The organism is Sphingomonas sp. P3_C6, assembly GCF_056402595.1.
Window position 1 is genome coordinate 1 of sequence record NZ_JBFUHB010000006.1, and the last position, 16,667, is coordinate 16,667.

The window sequence follows — 16,667 nt, forward strand, 5'->3', positions numbered from 1 at the left end:
CAAATGGGCCGAGGAGCGCAAGGTGGGATGGCATTACATCGCGCCGGGGAAGCCGACGCAGAATGCCTTCGTCGAGAGCTTCAACGGCCGCTTGCGCGACGAATGTCTCAACGAGACGCTGTTCCGGTCACTAGCGCATGCGCGCCGGGTACTGGCGGCCTGGCGTGACGACTACAACAACGTCAGGCCACACTCGAAACTGGGCGGAAAAACTCCCGCCGAGATCGCCGGCCAACGGCCATGGGGGCATGCCCCCATGGCCGTTGCCATGTCAGCAACCAGCCCGCACAAAGGGCAAGGACTCTATCTCTGAGTGGTAACACTCAGGGGAGCACGTCACCTGTTATCGATCGCGCTGCGTTCATAGAGAACGCCCAAGGCTGGACGCTGCCCATGCTGCGAGGCTTGCCGGGCGTGGTCGCCGCCGTCATCATGACCCCTGGGCGCGTCGTCCGGCTGTGGCTTTCTGGGGGTGTCGGTCATGTATTGGATGTTGCTGCCGCTGAAGCGCTATGCCGATTTCACCGGCCGGTCGCGGCGGATGGAATATTGGATGTTCAGCCTGGGCCTGACGGTGGCCGTGGTGCTGGTCGTTTTTGCCATGTTCGCGTTCATGGATTTTAGGGCGAATCCGGAAACTATGGCGTCTCCGGTCGCGATCTTCCTGTTCTTCGGCGTGGGGATCATTGCCTGGCTGGCGATCATCGTGCCGTCGCTCGCCGTTTCCGTGCGGCGGTTCCACGACCAGGATCTCACCGGCTGGTTCGTCCTGCTCGGCTTCATTCCCTATATCGGCGGGCTGGTGATGATCGTCTTCATGTGCCTTCCGGGCACGAAGGGCGACAATCGTTATGGCCCGGACCCGCTCGATCCCGATGGTGTCGAGCGGCTGTCGCGCGTGTTCGACTGAGCGCCGGCCCATCTCCGCTTTCCGACATTGCCGTCCCGGTTTTTTGGGCGCAGGTTTGCGCCGCGCGACAGGCGCGGGACGAATGGGAGACAGCAATGGAATGGATGTTGTTGCCGCTTAAGCGCTACGCGCAGTTCAACGGCAGGTCGCGGCGCAAGGAATATTGGATGTGGATCCTGTTCGTCGTCGTGGCGTCGATCATCCTCAGCATTCTCGATTCGGTGCTTGGCCTTGGTGGCCGGACCAATGTCGGGCCGGGCGCGGTGCCGGGCGTCTATAATTATGGCGCAGCCGTCACCGGCGGCGTGCTGGCCAATCTCTTCATCCTCGCCACGTTCATCCCCGGCCTGGCGGTTTCGGTGCGGCGCCTGCACGATATCGACCGCAGCGGCTGGTGGATCCTGCTGCCGCTGCTTCCTTATGTGCTCGGCTTCGCGATCATGTTCGGCAGTATGGCCGGCGGTATGCCGGCCCTCGCCATCGTGGGCGGGCTGGCGTTCCTGGTCGGCCTGATCTGCGGGATCGTGCTGCTCGTCTGGTATTGCAGCGCMGGCACCAACGGCCCGAACCGCTTCGGCCCCGACCCCAAGGGGGTTTCGACCGAGCAGCTCGCCGAGACGTTCGAATAGACTGTGCGCCCCGCCCGGCGGCTGGGCCGGGCGGGGCGGCCATACCAAGGTTTGGCTGGAAAGCCGGGGCGGCTGCCACCATCTTCCCTTCATCAACTGGAACGGGAAGATGATCATGCGTTTGCCTTATCTCATCCTCGGCGCGGCCCTGATCGGGGCGGCCATGCCGGCCATCGCGGCACAGCGCGACAACAAGGCGGGCGAGGCGGCGCTTGCGAAGGCGATCGCCGGGCGTGTCGCGGGCGCGCCCGTCAACTGCCTCAGCCAGCCGGCCATCGGGTCGAGCCAGGTGATCGACGGGACCGCCATCGTCTATGAGGTCGGCGGTACGCTTTATGTGAACCGGCCGCGCATCGGGGCCGAATCGCTGGACAGCGACGACATCCTGGTCAGCCGGACGAGCGGATCGCAGCTCTGCAGCCTGGATTCGATCCGGCTGCTGGATAACGCGTCGCGGATCGAGCACGGTTTCGTGACGCTGGGCGAGTTCGTTCCCTATACCAGGCCCAAATCCTGAGCGGCGGTAGTTACATCATCGGCGCGCTATAATCGTGTAGATCGGGCGGATACGGTTGCCGTATCTGAAGTTGTTCCACGTCAACACGCTGTTCTTGAAGCCCAGGATCGCGAGATATTCGCGCACCAGCAAGGGCGGAAGCCTGTACCATCCGTCATTGATTCCGTTCGGCTTCAGGCCGCGCGGCATGAATTTGGGGTTTCTCTTGAACCTGCTGGCGAATTTGCCGAAGGGCGAGAGATCCGAGACGATGATGGCTTCCTGCGTGAGGCGTGCCGCATTTTCGAGTGCGAGAAACGGATCGCGTAAGTGAAGCAGGATGCTTCCGAAAACGGCCACGTCCACCGGCCCGATGGAGCGCGGAATATCATAGACCACGCCATTCACCATCCGCGCCTTCGACTGGAAGGCCTGATGACATAGCCAATAGCCATTGTTGATCTTGCGAAGATGGCTGCGACGCTCGCTGCGCGTCGCGTCGTTGTTATTGTCGGCGAAGGGAACGATGTCCCAGTCGAAATTCTCCGAAAGATCGAACGAGACGACGTCCGCGCCCTGTTTTTCGATATGAAAACTCAGGATGCCGGAGGCTGCGCCGACATCGAGGACGCGCTTGTTCGCGAAATCGAAGTGGCCGAGATAGTCATCGACCGAGCCCCGAAGGTCCCATTCGCCCTTGATGGTGCCGTGGCCCGGAACGTCCATCGTGTGATAGAAATAGCATTCGTCCAGAGACTGGATTGCGCGCGGCTTGGCATAGGGGGAGGCGGCGTTACTGTCTGGACCGGAACCGGTAGTCATCAACGCTCCACCCTGAATTGCCCTGTGCACCGGGCGCTTAGCAATCAAGCGACGTGGTGCCTACCGGCTTTGCGTTCCGATCTGACGGCAAGGGGAAGGTCGAATGATGTGGCCCCGGGGAAATTGCGCAGGTCACCTGGGGGACAGGAGGGTTGATTCCGGGCTGGCGCGGGGCTCAGGCACCCCGCCATGACGGGGTACGCCACCGGCGCACCCCGCTTCCGGCTCATTGCACCTGAAGCATCACCACCGACCTGGCCGGGATGCTGACGTTCAGCGTGCCGCCCGCGATCTGCGCCCCGCTGAAGGCGGCCGGCCTGACCGCGTCAGGCGCGCCGAAGTCGTTGTGTGCCTGCATGGTCGCGGCGGTGAGGATGCGGCCGGTGACGCTGGTGCCGGTGACGCCGGCCAGGGCGGCCGAGACCGATGCCGGCCGGTTGGGATCGACGTTCACCAGCGCGATATAGAGATGGCCGTCGGTGCCGCGGGCCGCCGAGGCGCTGACCGCCGGGATCGCCCATTGATCCTTGTTATACCAGCTCGACTTGAGATCGATCGGCACGAAGGTGGCGTCCTGGAACGGCTTGTACATCTCGAACACTTGATAGGTGGGCGTCAGCACCATCTTCGGCCCGTCGGTCAGGATCATCGCCTGGAGCACGTTCACCATCTGTGCGATGTTCGCCATCTTCACGCGCTTCGCATGCTTGGCGAAGATGTTGATGTTGAGCGCGGCGACCACCGCGTCGCGCAGCGTGTTCTGCTGCTGCAGGAAGCCCGGGTTGCTGCCCGGCGTCGGATCGTGCCAGGCGCCCCATTCGTCGACCGCCAGGATCTTCTTTCCGGAGGGGTCGTATTTGTCCATGATCTTCTCATGGCCGTCGAGATAGCCGTCCATCAGCATCGTCTTTGACAGCGTGCGGGCCCAGGCTTCCTCGTCGAAATCGGTCGCCGATCCCTTGTGCCGCTCGCCGCCCGGGAAGGTGTAATAATGGACGCCGGTGCCGTCGATTTCCTTGCTGGCCTCCCGCATCATCACTTCGGTCCAGTTATATTCGGCCCAGGGCTCGGCATTGTGCGTGGCACCGCTGGCGATCTTCATCGTCTTCGTGCCCTTGGGCAGCTTGACGAAGGTCGAATAGCGCTTGGTCACGTCGGCCGCATATTCGGGGCGCATATTGCCGCCGCAGCCCCATAGCTCGTTGCCGAGGCCGAACCATTCGAGCTTCCACGGCGCCTTGTGGCCGTTCTTCGCGCGCAGATCGGCGAGGCTGCCGGCGGGTGCGGTCATATATTCCACCCATTCGGCCATCTCGGCCGGGGTGCCGTTCCCGACATTGCCCGAGACATAGACTTCGGAGCCGATCTGCTCGGCGAAATCCATGAATTCATGCGTGCCGAACGCATTGTCCTCGGTCACGCCGCCCCAATGGGTGTTGACCTTGGTGGGGCGCTGGTTGCGCGGGCCGATGCCCTCCCGCCAGTGATATTCGTCGGCGAAGCAGCCGCCGGGCCAGCGCACGACGGGCACCTGAAGCGCCTTCAGCGCCGCGACGACATCGTTGCGCATGCCGCGGGTGTTGGGGATCTTCGAATTTGGCCCGACCCAGACGCCGCCATAGATGCCGGTGCCGAGATGCTCGGCGAACTGGCCGAAGATGCGGCGATCGATCGTCGCGCCGGGCTGGTCGGCATGGATCGTCAGCGTTGCCGCCGGGGCGGCCGGCTGGGTCTGCGCCAGCGCCGGTAATGGTCCCATGGCCACGCATGCCAGCAGCGTGGCAATGATTCTCTTCCTCATCATGTCCTCTCCCTTTTATTGTCGGACAAGTATAGAGAATCCTATAGGATCACAAGGAGGAGCGACGCCGTGCCGGTCAGGCATGCGCAGGAATGGGGGACCATTACTCTTGCAAAGGCGTGTTCCTCGGGAGGGGGTGTCGTGACTACGGGGCTTGCGTCGGCCACACAGAAAAGGGGCGCCACCGTGGTGACGCCCCTCCTCATCTACGTCCGGCGCAAGCCTCAGCCGCGACGGCCGTCCCAGTCGCGGCGCTCCAGGCGCAGCTTCAGGTGGATGCGGTTCACCTGGTTCTGGAGCGCGGACACCTCGGTGCGGTTGAGGCCGCCGCGCAGATAATTGTTGTAGGTGCGCTGCAGGTTGGTCGCGTCGCGGCGCAGGCCGATCGCCTCGCGCTGCGAGATGGTGCGGCGCTGCTGCGCACGCTGGATCTGGTTCTGCAGCTGGTTGATGTCCTGCTGGATTTCGCGCTGGACCCGCGGCTGCATGCGCCATGCCTGAGCGGAAGCCGGAACGGCGGCCATCGTCGCTGACAGCATTGCGATCGAGATCAGTACCTTACGCATTACAAACTCCTTTTCTCACTCCTTGGCCCCTCGTTGGGCGCCATGGATGTACTGGAACCCGCCTGTTGCAGAATTGTGCCGTTTTACCCGCGAAAGTGTCGCGATCTGTCGCCCGGTCGCGGGCTTCGTTCAGCTTCGCGGATGGGGCGTTACCGTTTCGGTTTAGGGTCCCTTCCGCCCGCGGCAGGGGCGACCGAGGCGGCGTTGCTCCGCCTCTCGATCGGCGGACGCGAAACGCCCGATAGGCTTCCCTACTATACGGTCCCGGCAGTGGGAGTCCGCCAATGCGACTGGACAAAGCGAGCAACCTCTTCCGTCAGTTCCCGGTCCTCGGGCGTGCCGCCCATGAACCCGCCATGCGGCATCGCTTCGAAAATATGCAGTTCCACCGGCACCCGTGCGCGGTGCAGCAGGCGATGCAGCCGGACGGCATTCGACAGGAAAAGATCGCGCGTGCCGCTCTGGAGAAAAGTGGCGGGAAAGCCGGTGACGTCGCCGAAAAGCGGCGAAATATAGGGATGCGTGAGATCGGCCCCATTCGCGTAGAGCCGATTGTTCGACTGAAGCGACCCCGGCAGGACCACGTCCACCATGCGATTGACCTGAAAGCTGTCGCCGGACTCGGTCAGGTCCAGTTGCGGCGACAGCAGCACCAGGGCCGCCGGCATCGGAAGGCCCTCGTCCCGCGCCCTAAGCATCATCGCGGCGGCGAGGTTGCCGCCCGCCGATCTGCCGCCGACGATGATGTCCTCCGGCTCATGGCGGTCGAGGGCGTAGCGATAGGCCGTCATGCAATCGTCGAGCGCCGCGGGATAGGGATGTTCGGGCGGCAGGCGATAGTCGATGCCGTAGCAGAGGACGCCGTGCTGATCGGCCTGCATCCGTGCCCCGGCGCGACAGGCATCGCCGCCGCCGAACGTCAGCGCCCCGCCATGGAGATCGATATAGGCGCGATCAGTCACGGCCGATGTCGCCGGCGTCGCGATATGGATGGTCGCAGTGCCGGCCTCGACTGTCCTGACGGTGGATCGGAGGCTTCCTGCGAGCCCCTCCACGGCCCTGGCATATTGCGCATCGACCGCCTGCTTGATGCGACTCCATGCATCATGATCTTCGGGCGGCGGCATTACGTGCAGCGCGTTGAGCGGCATCCCATCGTCACGCACGAGACGTTCGAGTGCCGATCGCGCTTCCCCACTGATCGAGGCCGGAAACGGCACCACCCGCTCTTCCAGTCTCACTCCAGGCGGTCCGTCGGTCATGGTCGGTTTCCAGCTCGTCATCGGTTCAGGGCGGCTGAGCGGCGGATTGGCCGAAACAGTCGTTCCGTCATCTCTCCCGATGGCGGATCCGCGCGCGGGTTTCCACGTTTCTCACGTGGAAAAAGAAAGGGCGGACAACCATGTGGTTGCCCGCCCTTGCTGTGACGTTCCGAAAAGCTCAGACAGTCTTCTTCGGACGGCCGCGCGGTGCCTTGGGGGCTGCGGTGCCGTCGGTCGGGGCAGCTGCCTTGCGCGGGCCCGGCTTGCGACCGAGGCCGATCTTCTTTGCCATGGCGCGACGCGCCTCCGAATAGGTTTCGGCGACCATCGGATAATCCGACTTCAGACCATAGCGTGCGCGGTAATCGTCCGGGGTCAGGCCATGACCCGACAGATGACGGCGCAGCGTCTTGTAGGGCTTGCCGTCGATCAGCGAGATGATGTGGTCCTTCGACGCGAGCGACTTGCGCACGGTGACGGCGGGAACATGTTCGGTCGTCGCTTCCGGTGCCGCTTCCTCGGTGCCGGTGCTGGCGAGCGCAGTTACGGTCGCATGCATCTTTTGCAGAAAGGCCGGCACTTCATCGGCGGAAACCCGATTGTTGGGGTTGCCAAGCCACGCAATGGTCAGCTCGGTCGCGAGCTCGGTTGCGTTGAGATCTGAAGTGTCGTCAGCCATAATTACCTCCAAACTGGATATATAGCCCATTAGCGCGATTGTCGGTGGCGTCAACAGCAATACATGAATTGTTCTGCACCCTCTATGCTCTCGTTTTCAGTAGAAACAAGGCCGACATATAACTGATGCAGGGCGGCGATATCGGTCAGCGTAGGTGATATCGATAACAACGGGTCGGCAGCCATAATTCTGATCTGTCGTACACCGACACTTCGCGATTGCTTGGCGGTCACCGCGCGATTTTTGGGCGCTAGAGTGCGCAATCTGTCTCTAAGATGAACGCAACTTCATGATTGCGCCAAATGACGGGAACTGCGCTGAAATCCGGGCTGGGGCGAAATATGATCCGATCTGGCGAAGGCACTCCCCGCCTGCCTGCACAGGCTCCTATCGACGGCGCGCGGGTTGAAATTGCGGCGAGGCCCGGTTAACTGCGCGCTCCCGGCCTGGCCGGGATCGTGCGGGCGTGGTGAAACTGGTAGACGCGCCGGACTCAAAATCCGGTTCCGCAAGGAGTGTCGGTTCGATTCCGACCGCCCGCACCATCAAAAATAGCAGTCTCTTTTAGGTTCACCGCAGGGGGGGGGGGCGGGAGTCCGCATATGCGGATCGCCTGGGGTCGCACGTCCCGCGCTCCGCTGCCCGAAATGACAATCGAACGCCATTGTCATGCTGGCACGTGGCAGCATGTCCGGGATGCGGCCATCGCCATCCGCGCGTCCAGTCGCTTCAACTTGGCATTCTCATCCTCGAGTTGCCGCAGCCGCCGCATCTCCGACGGCATCAGCCCGCCGTATGTCTTGCGCCACGCATAAAATGTCGCGTCGCTGATCCCGGCCTTGCGGCAAACCTCACCGATCGTCGTGCCATCCTCGGCCTGCTTCAACACGAACGCGATCTGCGCATCAGTGAACTTCGATCTCTTCAGCGTTCACCTCCGTCACCTGACCGTCAATCCTAAACTGGAATTTCCCGGCTCAAAACGGTCCAGGAAACGGGCAGCAGGTCCGGCGGCTCAATGGCTGGCATTCGCTTTTACGGCGCCAACTCAAGAAGCCAGGCTTTCCCTGGCGTAAAAGTCTAAGCATTTGTCCGGCTTTATGAAGATTGCAGCACCGGCGCACTTTAAGCGTGCGTTTCGGCCGACAGGAACGGTGCCAGAGGCCAGCCGGCGAGAGCTCCAATCCGCGAGCACGCACCTGACGCCGTCAGTGAGAAATGCGAAAGATCGCCCATCCTGCGCACCATCGTTTCGGTCTTGATCAGAGCGAAATCGCCTTCGTTGATCGGTCCAGAGTGAGCCATCCAGGTCCTACTCGATTTCATCCTAATAGCCGCTTGATTACCGTTAGAATGCTAGATATACCAGCGAGTATATAAGACTGCTGCGGCGATACGCAGAGCAAATTTTAGGGGAGTCGAATGAAAAGCCACGTTCAATATTTTTGCCACGCCACGTTGGCCATGCTGCTCCTTGCGCCAACCAGCGCGATTGCGCAGGCAACCGCTGCGCCGGACGCGGCGGCTGATGTCGCCGAGCCGACCGACATCATCGTAACGGCGACGCGGACGAACACCCCGCTGAGCCGCATTGCCGCTGCTGTTACAGCGATCAAGGGCGACGATATTGGCCCCGGTGGCATCCAGAACATCGGCGATCTTCAGGTGGTCGTCCCCAACGTCTCGATTGGTGATCAATTCGGCGTCAACCGCACCTTCATTCGCGGGGTAGGGCTCAACAATTTCGATATCGGCGGCGAAGGCGCGGTTGCATTCCTGCAGAACGCCGCTCTCCTGCCTCGTCCGGCGCAACAGCTCAGCGGCTTTTTCGATCTTGAACAGATTGAAGTGCTGCGCGGCCCCCAGTCGATCCTTTACGGCCGCGGTGCGACTGCGGGTGCGATCAATATGGTCACTGCAAAGCCGACGGAAGAGCTGAAGGGTTATTTCCGGGCTACCTATGGCAATTATAGCACCAAGATTCTCGAAGGTGCCATCGGCGGCAGCGTCACCGGCGACGACAGGCTTCTGGTACGTATCGCCGGGAAGTATGAAAAGCGCGACGGCTATGGCAAGAATTTGTTCACCGGCGATGACGTGGACGATCGCGATGCCTATTCACTGCGCGCCACGGTCATCGGCAAGCTGAGCGACACTATCAAGGCGACCGTGGTTCTCGATCACTTCCATGAGAACGATAATAACTACGCGTTCCATTATTTCGGACCGTCGGTCGTGCCTGAAAATGGCATGCCGCACACCGCGATCGGGGGCCAAACGATCATCGGCTATTACAATTCGATCGGCGAAAACCCTAACCTGCGTAACATCTATTCCGATCAAGAAGCGATCAACCGTCGCAAGGGTTATGGCGCAACCGGCACTCTGGACTTCGATCTGGGCAACGCCTCGATCAAGACGATCACTGCCTACCGCACGTTTGACCGCTTCCAGCGCGACGATCTCGACTCGTCACAAGTGAACGTCGCAGGCCAGAATAATTATGTCGAAAAGAGCCGCTCGGCGAGCCAGGAAGTCACGGTCAACTACCAGGGCAACGGCTTCACCCTGCTCGGCGGTGCGATGTACTTTCACGAAAAGCTTAATGGTCAGGTTCTGGTGCCTACGACCAACCTCGGCGTGTTGTTCGGCCTGCCAGCCAATACCTTCGACGCCGGTGCATATGAACAGAACGGTGAAGTGAAGATCGATGCATATGGGGCCTATCTGCAGGGTACTTTCGACCTGACCTCGACCGTCAAGTTAACTGCCGGCGCGCGTTATAATTACGAGCATCGCAAGGGTGTCGGCTATTTCCGTTTCGACGCTATCGGGATCAACATCCCGACCGACGTGTCGAAGGGCTGGTCGTCGATTACGCCAAAGGCCCTGATCGAGTATCGCCCGACCGACACGACGATGGTCTATGCAAGTGTCACCAAGGGCTTCAAGTCGGGTGTTATCAACGTCGGAAGCACCGACGCTGCGGTCAATCCGGAGACGGTGTGGAGCTACGAAGCGGGGTTCAAGCAGAAGCTGTTCGACAACCGCATCTTGTTCAGCGGCGCGGTATTCTATTATGATTACAGTAATTTGCAGGTTAGTTTCGTCAATTCCAACAGCATCGTCCAGACGATCAACGCCGCGTCCGCGCGCAACTTCGGTGGCGAACTCGAACTCGAGGGCAAGGTCACGAATAATTTCTCGATCAATGCCAACGCTTCGTACCTAAACGCCAAGTTCAAGAAATTCTGTAATGCCTATTACGGCGCGGCCTTTCCGGCGCGTCCGAGCATCTCCTACGCTACTTGTCCGTCAGACCCCGGCCTCGTCGACCTGAGTGGCAAACGCCTACCCAACGCGCCAAAATATTCGTTCGGCGGAGGTTTTGCCTATGATATTCCGTTCGGCGACAGCAAGGTCACGATCAACGGCGATGCCAAGTGGCAGTCGTTGGTGTATTTCAGCGAGTTCAACAACCGCGATGCAGAGCAGAAGTCTTATTTCCTCGCCAATGCGGGTTTAACTTTCCATGCTCGGGATGATCGTTTCACGGTCGGTGCCTGGGTCAAGAACCTGACCGACAAGTTCGTGATTGCGAATAATATCGTTGCAGCTGCGACTTATGCTTTCCCACGCGTCGGATCGGTGATGCCGCCGCGAACCTATGGCGCGACGGTTGGCTTCAACTTCTGAGGCCAACCTGACCGTCGCTTTCGTCGGGAGCTAAAATGGATCGCTTCAGCATTGGCGATGTTCGGGTTCACCGCATCGAAGAGTGGCGCGGAACATTTTCATCCCCCGGCGAACTCTTTTCAGGGTTCACGCCCGAAGGGTGGGACCCGCACGAGCAAGAGTTCGTCCCCGACTTTTACGACCCGGGCCAGGGCAAGCTGTTTGCGTTCCTGCAGAGTTGGGTGCTCGATACCGGCACTCAACGCATCCTGTTCGACACCGGAGCGGGGAACGATAAGGACCGACCAAACCTCCCGATCTTCGGCAATCTGCAGACCGATTTCCTCGGCAATCTTGCCCGCGCGGGCTTCCAGCCCGAGGATATCGACATCGTTGTCTGCTCGCACATTCATGTCGATCATGTCGGCTGGAATACGCGGCTGGTTAACGGAAAATGGGAACCGACATTCCGCAACGCGCGCTATATTCTCCCGATCGGTGATCGGGAGTATTGGGACCCGCTGATTGCGGGGCCGGGGCCGGGCGAGATCGGTACGATCGTAAATGCCGGCATGTTCGAAGATAGCATTCGCCCGATTTTGGAGGCCGGACGCGCCGAATGGGCCGAGGACGGGTTCGCGGTTGCACCGCATATCACGCTCAATGCGCATCCCGGTCATACGCCCGGTTCGATGGTGATGCATGTTAGTTCGGACGGCGCTAATGCCATATTCTGCGGCGACATCGTTCACCATCCGGCGCAAATCTACGAACCCGAATGGAACAGCATTTTCTGCGAGCATCCCGAACAGGCGCGCGAAACCCGTCGCCGCGTGCTGGGTCAGGCTGCCGATCGCGAAGCCCTGTTGATCCCCGCGCATTTCGGTGGCGACCACCTCGTCCGGGTAGCGCGCGAAGGCACTGGCTTTCGCCCGATCCTATCGCCAACCCTCAAAACCTGATTGCGCCCGTTTAGGCCGCCAGCAGCTTGTTCTGGCTGACCAGCCGGTCGATCTGCTCCGCATTGACCCCCCAATCGCGCAGGCGATCGGCACCGCGTTCGCCGGGCAGCGGTGGCCCGCTTGATATCTCCGACCGCGTACGACCAAATCTTGGCGCGGGTGCAGGCTGAACCGCACCGTCGATCTCGACATGGACGTGCCGGGCGATATTGGCCGGATCGGTCACTGCCTCCTCCGGGCTCAACACCGGGGTCAGGCAGGCATCGACCGCCTTATAGACGTCCACCCACTCGGAGCGGGTGCGGGTGAGGATGATCGCGGCGATGGCCGTCGCTCGCTCAGGCCATGATGCTGGATCGAGGTGATCGCCATAGCCCGCCGGGTCGATCCCAAGGCCTATTAGGAAATTGTCGTGGAATTGCGGTTCCAGCGCGCCAACGGCGACGAACTTGCCGTCGCTGCATTCGTAGCAGCGGTAGAAATAGGCGCTGCCATCGAGCAAATTGCCGCCACGGCCCGGTCGCCAACGGCCCATCTGCTCCCAGGAATAGATTTGGGTGATCATCTGGGATGCGCCGTCGATCATCGTCGCGTCGACCAACTGGCCGCGCCCGCTGATCCCACGCTCAACGAGGGCGGCAAGGACGCCGGTGACCATCAACATACCGCCGCCGCCATAGTTCGCGACCATGTTGATCGGGGGCGTTGGCGGGCCGTCGAACGGACCCATCAGGTAAAGCGCGCCTGTCATCGACAGATAGTTGATGTCATGCCCGGCCCTGTTCGCCTGCGGGCCGTCCTGACCCCATCCGGTCATGCGCGCATAGATTAGCCGGTCATTGGTCTGCATCACCGGATCAGGCCCGAGGCCCAGCCGTTCCATCACGCCCGGGCGGAACCCTTCGATGGCGACATCCGCGCGATCGATCAGGTCGCGGGCAAGCGCGACTCCCGTCGGGGATTTCAGATCGAGCGCAATCGAGGCGCGGCTGCGATTGAGATAATTATGCCGTTCATCACCGCCGCCGAAATTGTCGGCACCCAGCCGTTCGATGCGCAGAACCTCGGCACCCATGTCGGCCAGCATCATGCAGGCGAACGGGGTCGGGCCGAGGCCCGCGAACTCGACGATCCGGAGGCCGGTGAGCGGACCGCTCACGCCGCCGCCCCGACCACCGTCGCGCGGATGAACTTTTTGTCGATCTTGCCGGTCGCGGCTAGAGGGATCGCGTCGACGAAGCGAACCTCGTCGGGCATCCACCATTTGGCGATCTTGTCCTGCAGATGGCCAAGCATCTCGTCGGCGATCGCCGTCTCTCCCGCCTTCAACTGGACGATGAGCAATGGTCGTTCGCCCCATCGGTCGTGCGGCAGGCCGACCACTGCCGCGACCGCGATCTTGGGATGGCTCATCATGGCATTCTCGATCTCGATCGACGAAATCCATTCGCCGCCCGATTTGATCAGGTCTTTCGCCCGGTCGGTGATCTGGACGAAGCCGTGGGTGTCGATGGTCGCGATGTCACCGGTGTCGAACCAGCCGTCCTCGTCGACGATGCTGGCCTCGCCCTTGAAATAGCCTGAGGCCACGGTTTCGCCGCGGATCAACAGATGGCCGGGCGTCTTGCCATCATGCGGCAGGATGCCGCCGTTCTCATCCTTGAGCGCAAGTCCGAGTCCGAACATCGGGCGCCCCTGTTTGAGCGCCTGCGCATTGCGGGCATCGCGCGGCAAGGCCAGTGTCGACGGAGTCGGCGCGTTGCTGGTCGCCACCGGTGAGGTTTCGGTCATGCCCCAGGCGTGAAGCACCTCCACGCCATGATCGTCCTCCAGCGCGCGCATCAGCGCGGGCGGGCAGGCGGACCCACCGATCAGGATGCGCTTGACGGAGCTCAGCGTGCCGCCGGTCTTTTCGAGATGCTGGAGCAGCCCCTGCCACACGGTCGGGACGCCTGCCGCGAAGGTCACGCCCTCCTCCTCGATCAGCCGGTGCAACGACGCCCCGTCGAGACGCGCGCCGGGGAGTGCGAGCTTCGACCCGGCGGCGGGTGCGGAAAAGGCGATGCCCCAGGCGTTAGCGTGGAACATCGGCACTGCGGGCAGGACCACATCCTGCGCCGATAAGTTCAGGAAAGCGTGCTGCAGCGTGGCGAGCGCGTGGAGATAATTGGACCGGTGCGAATAAAGCACCCCCTTGGGATCGCCGGTCGTTCCCGACGTGTAGCACAGGCCGCAGGCCGTCGATTCCTCAAAGCCGCCCCATGGCGCTTGCGCGTCTCCTGCCGAGGCGAGGAACTGTTCATAGTCGGTGGTTGCGAACCCTGCTGCCTCGGGCGAGCCATCGGGAATGACCAGAACCCGTTCGATTGTCGGGCAGTGCGGCAGGACCCGCGCCACCAGCAACAGGAATGCGGCATCGGCCATCAATATGCGGTCCCCCGCATGGTTGATGATATAGATGATCTGTTCATCGAACAGGCGCGGATTGACCGTGTGGCAGACCGCGCCGATGCCCATGATGCCATACCATGCTTCGATATGGCGGATGTGGTTCATCGCCAGCGTCGCGACGCGATCACCCTGTTGGATGCCGTCGGCGAGAAGTGCTCCCGATAGCTGCCGTGCGCGAGAGGCGATCTCGCCATAGTTGGAGCGTTCGGATGAGCCATCGACCCGCTTGGCCACGACTACTGTATCGGTGTGCCATTGTGCGGCGAATGACAGAAACTGGTCCACCGTCAGTGCATTTTGCTGCATCAGGCCTGACAGGATCGGCGTAGAATTCATCTATCTTACTCTCCCAGCTTCCTGTCTTCGGGGAGCCTGATCTTGTCGTTGACACCTTGACGGTTGCACATTGGCGAACGGGAACAGGCGGCACAATTCGCTTACAGCGCCTACCTACGGGTAATTCGATCGTCAAGCATTTCGCAAACCGCTGGTCTGAAAATATACTGTACAGTAGCGGTGTACTGTGTCACTGTGGCTGAAACCAGCAATAAGGATAATAGGATGACTGAGACCGTCGCGGGTGGCGTCGCATCCAGCCAGATGACTTTTACCACTACAGAGCGGGTAACGATGGGCCGCCCGGCGCGAGAAGCGATTGCCGAACAGGCAGAGTTGATGGGCGCCCGCAAGGTTTTTCTGCTGGTGTCGACCACGTTGCGCGAAGCAACCGACGAAATCACTCAAATCGAACAGGCTCTCGGCGACCGGCATGCGGGAACGCACAGCGGAATAGCGTCGCATGCGCCCCGGTCGGACGTGATGGCCGCCACCAATGCAGCGCGCCAAGTTGGTGCCGACCTGATAGTCACGATCGGCGGCGGATCGGTGACGGATGCGGGCAAGATCGTGGCGCTGCTGCTCAAGCACGACGTGCGCACGGTCAAGGATTTCGAGCCGCTTCGCACTTACGTCACCGAAGAAGGACAGGTCGTCAATCCGGTCAAGGTCGGTCCTGACATTCGGGTAATCTGCGTGCCGACCACTTTGTCGGGCGGCGAGTTCAACGCGCTGTCGGGCTCGACCGACGAAGTGACGATGCACAAACAGGGTTACGAGCATCGGATGATGGCTCCGATCATGGTCGTGCTCGATCCGGCGCTGACCGTTTACACGCCCGACTGGCTATGGCTGTCGACGGGTGTCCGCTCGGTCGATCATGCGGTTGAGACGATGGCGTCGGACAAGTCGAACGACTTCGCCAACGGCCTCGCCGACAGTGCGTTGCGGTTGTTGGTCGAGGGGCTGTCCCGTTCGAAGGCGGACCCCAAGGATATCGAGGGTCGCCTGAAATGTCAGGTCGGCGCATGGCAGTCGATGATCTCGATCATCGGTGGCGTGCCGATGGGTGCCAGCCACGCGATCGGCCACATATTGGGCGGCACCTGCAACGTGCCACACGGCTATTGTTCCTGCGTCATGTCGCCGTCGGTGCTGGCGTGGAATGCTGAATATGACGCTTCCCCTCAGGTGCGTATCAACGCCTGTCTGGGCAACACGCACGAAACCGCGTCGGACAGTCTCGATGCGTTTATCCGTGGGCTCGGCATGCCGCGTTCGCTCAAGGAAGTCGGGGTCCATGAGGATCAGTTCCAGAAGGTAGCAGAATATACCATGCTCGATATATGGGGGCGGACCAATCCAAGACCTGTTAGATCACCAGCCGATATCCTGGAGATATTAAGAAGGGCCGCATGACCAATTCCGTAGTCGCCATGAACAGACCTGCTTCCATCCCAACCGGCCGGGAAATTAAGCCGGGCGTTGTCGCTTTCAAGAGAGCGCGTATCCTCGAAGAAGCGAGCGCGCTGTTTTGCGAGCGTGGCTATGAGGCGGCGACACTGGAAATGCTGGCCGATCGCCTGAGCGCGACCAAGCCGTTCCTTTACACATATTTTAAAGGCAAAAGCGCGATCCTCAGCGCGATCTGCGAAATTGGTGTGCAGGAATCGCTGGCCGCGCTGGATCGGATCGCGGAAACCGAACTCAATTCGCTCGATCTGCTCGTCGCCTCGTTGCGCGAAGCGGCCGAGATCATCGTCGCCCGGCACGAAGACCTGCTGGTGTACCAGCGTGAGATGATGAATTTGGAGCGCACAGATGCACAGCGCATCCTGCGTTTGCGCCATGAATTCGATCTTCGCATCGGACGACTGATCGAGGATTGCGTGCGCGATGGCTATGTCACGGCGGCGGACGCGGCCTCGATGTCGATCTGGATAGGCGGCCTGCTGAGCTGGATCAGCTATTGTTTCCGACCGGGCGGAAAACGGTCCGGAAAAGAAGTCGTCGATCAGTGCGTCACGGCCTGCCTGCGCCTTATCGGCGTCAACTAACCACTGAGTCACGCCTCCCTG

The 16,667-nt window shown here is 61.3% G+C and carries 15 protein-coding genes, 1 tRNA gene and 1 pseudogene; 9 read left to right on the forward strand and 8 right to left on the reverse strand.

The annotated features are described in order from the left end of the window. The 4 genes from AC1DT7_RS08690 to AC1DT7_RS08705 form a co-directional block, all read left to right on the forward strand. On the forward strand, positions 1 to 313 hold a 313-nt coding region (locus AC1DT7_RS08690), incomplete at its 5' end, for an integrase core domain-containing protein (protein WP_478035542.1). Positions 314 to 481: 168 nt separating this feature from the next. Beyond that, entirely contained in the window at positions 482 to 910 is a 429-nt protein-coding gene (locus AC1DT7_RS08695; RefSeq protein WP_478035543.1) for a DUF805 domain-containing protein, read from the forward strand. A 95-nt stretch (positions 911 to 1,005) separates the two neighbouring features. Further along, on the forward strand, positions 1,006 to 1,539 hold the full coding sequence (locus AC1DT7_RS08700) for a DUF805 domain-containing protein (RefSeq protein WP_478035544.1): 534 nt from the start codon (positions 1,006 to 1,008) through the stop codon (positions 1,537 to 1,539). Positions 1,540 to 1,654: 115 nt separating this feature from the next. Beyond that, positions 1,655 to 2,056 carry a hypothetical protein gene (locus AC1DT7_RS08705; RefSeq protein ID WP_478035545.1) on the forward strand — a complete coding sequence of 134 codons (402 nt, stop codon included), beginning with the start codon at positions 1,655 to 1,657 and terminating at the stop codon, positions 2,054 to 2,056. A gap of 15 nt (positions 2,057 to 2,071) precedes the next feature. Here AC1DT7_RS08705 and AC1DT7_RS08710 read toward each other — a convergent pair whose 3' ends face one another. The 5 genes from AC1DT7_RS08710 to AC1DT7_RS08730 all read right to left on the reverse strand — a co-directional run bounded on the left by AC1DT7_RS08710 (position 2,072) and on the right by AC1DT7_RS08730 (position 7,165). Further along, positions 2,072 to 2,857 carry a class I SAM-dependent methyltransferase gene (locus tag AC1DT7_RS08710; RefSeq protein ID WP_478035546.1) on the reverse strand — a complete coding sequence of 262 codons (786 nt, stop codon included), beginning with the start codon at positions 2,855 to 2,857 and terminating at the stop codon, positions 2,072 to 2,074. 226 nt (positions 2,858 to 3,083) lie between these two features. Beyond that, on the reverse strand, positions 3,084 to 4,661 hold the full coding sequence (locus AC1DT7_RS08715; RefSeq protein ID WP_478035547.1) for an alpha-N-arabinofuranosidase: 1,578 nt from the start codon (positions 4,659 to 4,661) through the stop codon (positions 3,084 to 3,086). 221 nt (positions 4,662 to 4,882) lie between these two features. After that, complete coding sequence (locus AC1DT7_RS08720) at positions 4,883 to 5,224, reverse strand: hypothetical protein (RefSeq protein WP_478035548.1); 342 nt, start codon at positions 5,222 to 5,224, stop codon at positions 4,883 to 4,885. Positions 5,225 to 5,478: 254 nt separating this feature from the next. After that, positions 5,479 to 6,486 (reverse strand): alpha/beta hydrolase, encoded by a 1,008-nt coding sequence (locus AC1DT7_RS08725; protein ID WP_478035549.1) that lies wholly within the window; start codon positions 6,484 to 6,486, stop codon positions 5,479 to 5,481. A gap of 178 nt (positions 6,487 to 6,664) precedes the next feature. Then, complete coding sequence (locus tag AC1DT7_RS08730; RefSeq protein ID WP_478035550.1) at positions 6,665 to 7,165, reverse strand: Ros/MucR family transcriptional regulator; 501 nt, start codon at positions 7,163 to 7,165, stop codon at positions 6,665 to 6,667. Between the two features lie 460 nt (positions 7,166 to 7,625). Between AC1DT7_RS08730 and AC1DT7_RS08735 the strand changes: the two genes are divergently transcribed. After that, positions 7,626 to 7,710 (forward strand) — tRNA-Leu (locus AC1DT7_RS08735). A 158-nt stretch (positions 7,711 to 7,868) separates the two neighbouring features. Here the strand turns inward: AC1DT7_RS08735 and AC1DT7_RS08740 are convergent. After that, positions 7,869 to 8,093, reverse strand: a pseudogene (locus tag AC1DT7_RS08740) (transposase); the annotation flags it as partial. 494 nt (positions 8,094 to 8,587) lie between these two features. Here AC1DT7_RS08740 and AC1DT7_RS08745 point away from each other — a divergent pair. Both AC1DT7_RS08745 and AC1DT7_RS08750 read left to right on the forward strand, forming a co-directional pair. Next, positions 8,588 to 10,861, forward strand: a complete 2,274-nt coding sequence (locus tag AC1DT7_RS08745; protein ID WP_478035551.1) for a TonB-dependent receptor — start codon at positions 8,588 to 8,590, stop codon at positions 10,859 to 10,861. 35 nt (positions 10,862 to 10,896) lie between these two features. Beyond that, positions 10,897 to 11,802: an MBL fold metallo-hydrolase gene (locus AC1DT7_RS08750; RefSeq protein WP_478035552.1), complete on the forward strand. Its 906-nt coding sequence runs from the start codon at positions 10,897 to 10,899 to the stop codon at positions 11,800 to 11,802. Positions 11,803 to 11,812: 10 nt separating this feature from the next. On the opposite strand, the gene AC1DT7_RS08755 is transcribed toward AC1DT7_RS08750, so the two are convergent. Together AC1DT7_RS08755 and AC1DT7_RS08760 are read right to left on the reverse strand one after the other, a co-directional pair. Then, positions 11,813 to 12,961, reverse strand: a complete 1,149-nt coding sequence (locus AC1DT7_RS08755) for a CaiB/BaiF CoA transferase family protein (RefSeq protein WP_478035553.1) — start codon at positions 12,959 to 12,961, stop codon at positions 11,813 to 11,815. Next, positions 12,958 to 14,589 carry a long-chain fatty acid--CoA ligase gene (locus AC1DT7_RS08760; RefSeq protein ID WP_478035554.1) on the reverse strand — a complete coding sequence of 544 codons (1,632 nt, stop codon included), beginning with the start codon at positions 14,587 to 14,589 and terminating at the stop codon, positions 12,958 to 12,960. The genes AC1DT7_RS08755 and AC1DT7_RS08760 overlap by 4 nt, the downstream gene beginning before the upstream one ends. A gap of 225 nt (positions 14,590 to 14,814) precedes the next feature. Here AC1DT7_RS08760 and AC1DT7_RS08765 point away from each other — a divergent pair, with 225 nt between their 5' ends. Both AC1DT7_RS08765 and AC1DT7_RS08770 read left to right on the forward strand, forming a co-directional pair. Continuing rightward, the gene (locus tag AC1DT7_RS08765; RefSeq protein WP_478035555.1) at positions 14,815 to 16,008 is read left to right on the forward strand and encodes an iron-containing alcohol dehydrogenase; all 1,194 of its coding nucleotides are present in this window, start codon (positions 14,815 to 14,817) and stop codon (positions 16,006 to 16,008) included. Continuing rightward, positions 16,005 to 16,646: a TetR/AcrR family transcriptional regulator gene (locus tag AC1DT7_RS08770; protein WP_478035556.1), complete on the forward strand. Its 642-nt coding sequence runs from the start codon at positions 16,005 to 16,007 to the stop codon at positions 16,644 to 16,646. Before AC1DT7_RS08765 ends, AC1DT7_RS08770 begins: the two co-directional genes overlap by 4 nt. The last annotated feature ends 21 nt before the right edge of the window (positions 16,647 to 16,667 follow it).

Excerpts from the sequence above, each read along its gene's own strand:
- AC1DT7_RS08695 (WP_478035543.1), top strand. The coding sequence starts at position 482 with ATGTATTGGATGTTGCTGCCGCTGAAGCGCTATGCCGATTTCACCGGC.
- AC1DT7_RS08705 (WP_478035545.1), top strand. The coding sequence starts at position 1,655 with ATGCGTTTGCCTTATCTCATCCTCGGCGCGGCCCTGATCGGGGCGGCC.
- AC1DT7_RS08710 (WP_478035546.1), bottom strand. The coding sequence starts at position 2,857 with ATGACTACCGGTTCCGGTCCAGACAGTAACGCCGCCTCCCCCTATGCC.
- AC1DT7_RS08715 (WP_478035547.1), bottom strand. The coding sequence starts at position 4,661 with ATGATGAGGAAGAGAATCATTGCCACGCTGCTGGCATGCGTGGCCATG.
- AC1DT7_RS08720 (WP_478035548.1), bottom strand. The coding sequence starts at position 5,224 with ATGCGTAAGGTACTGATCTCGATCGCAATGCTGTCAGCGACGATGGCC.
- AC1DT7_RS08725 (WP_478035549.1), bottom strand. The coding sequence starts at position 6,486 with ATGACCGACGGACCGCCTGGAGTGAGACTGGAAGAGCGGGTGGTGCCG.
- AC1DT7_RS08730 (WP_478035550.1), bottom strand. The coding sequence starts at position 7,165 with ATGGCTGACGACACTTCAGATCTCAACGCAACCGAGCTCGCGACCGAG.
- AC1DT7_RS08745 (WP_478035551.1), top strand. The coding sequence starts at position 8,588 with ATGAAAAGCCACGTTCAATATTTTTGCCACGCCACGTTGGCCATGCTG.
- AC1DT7_RS08750 (WP_478035552.1), top strand. The coding sequence starts at position 10,897 with ATGGATCGCTTCAGCATTGGCGATGTTCGGGTTCACCGCATCGAAGAG.
- AC1DT7_RS08760 (WP_478035554.1), bottom strand. The coding sequence starts at position 14,589 with ATGAATTCTACGCCGATCCTGTCAGGCCTGATGCAGCAAAATGCACTG.
- AC1DT7_RS08765 (WP_478035555.1), top strand. The coding sequence starts at position 14,815 with ATGACTGAGACCGTCGCGGGTGGCGTCGCATCCAGCCAGATGACTTTT.
- AC1DT7_RS08770 (WP_478035556.1), top strand. The coding sequence starts at position 16,005 with ATGACCAATTCCGTAGTCGCCATGAACAGACCTGCTTCCATCCCAACC.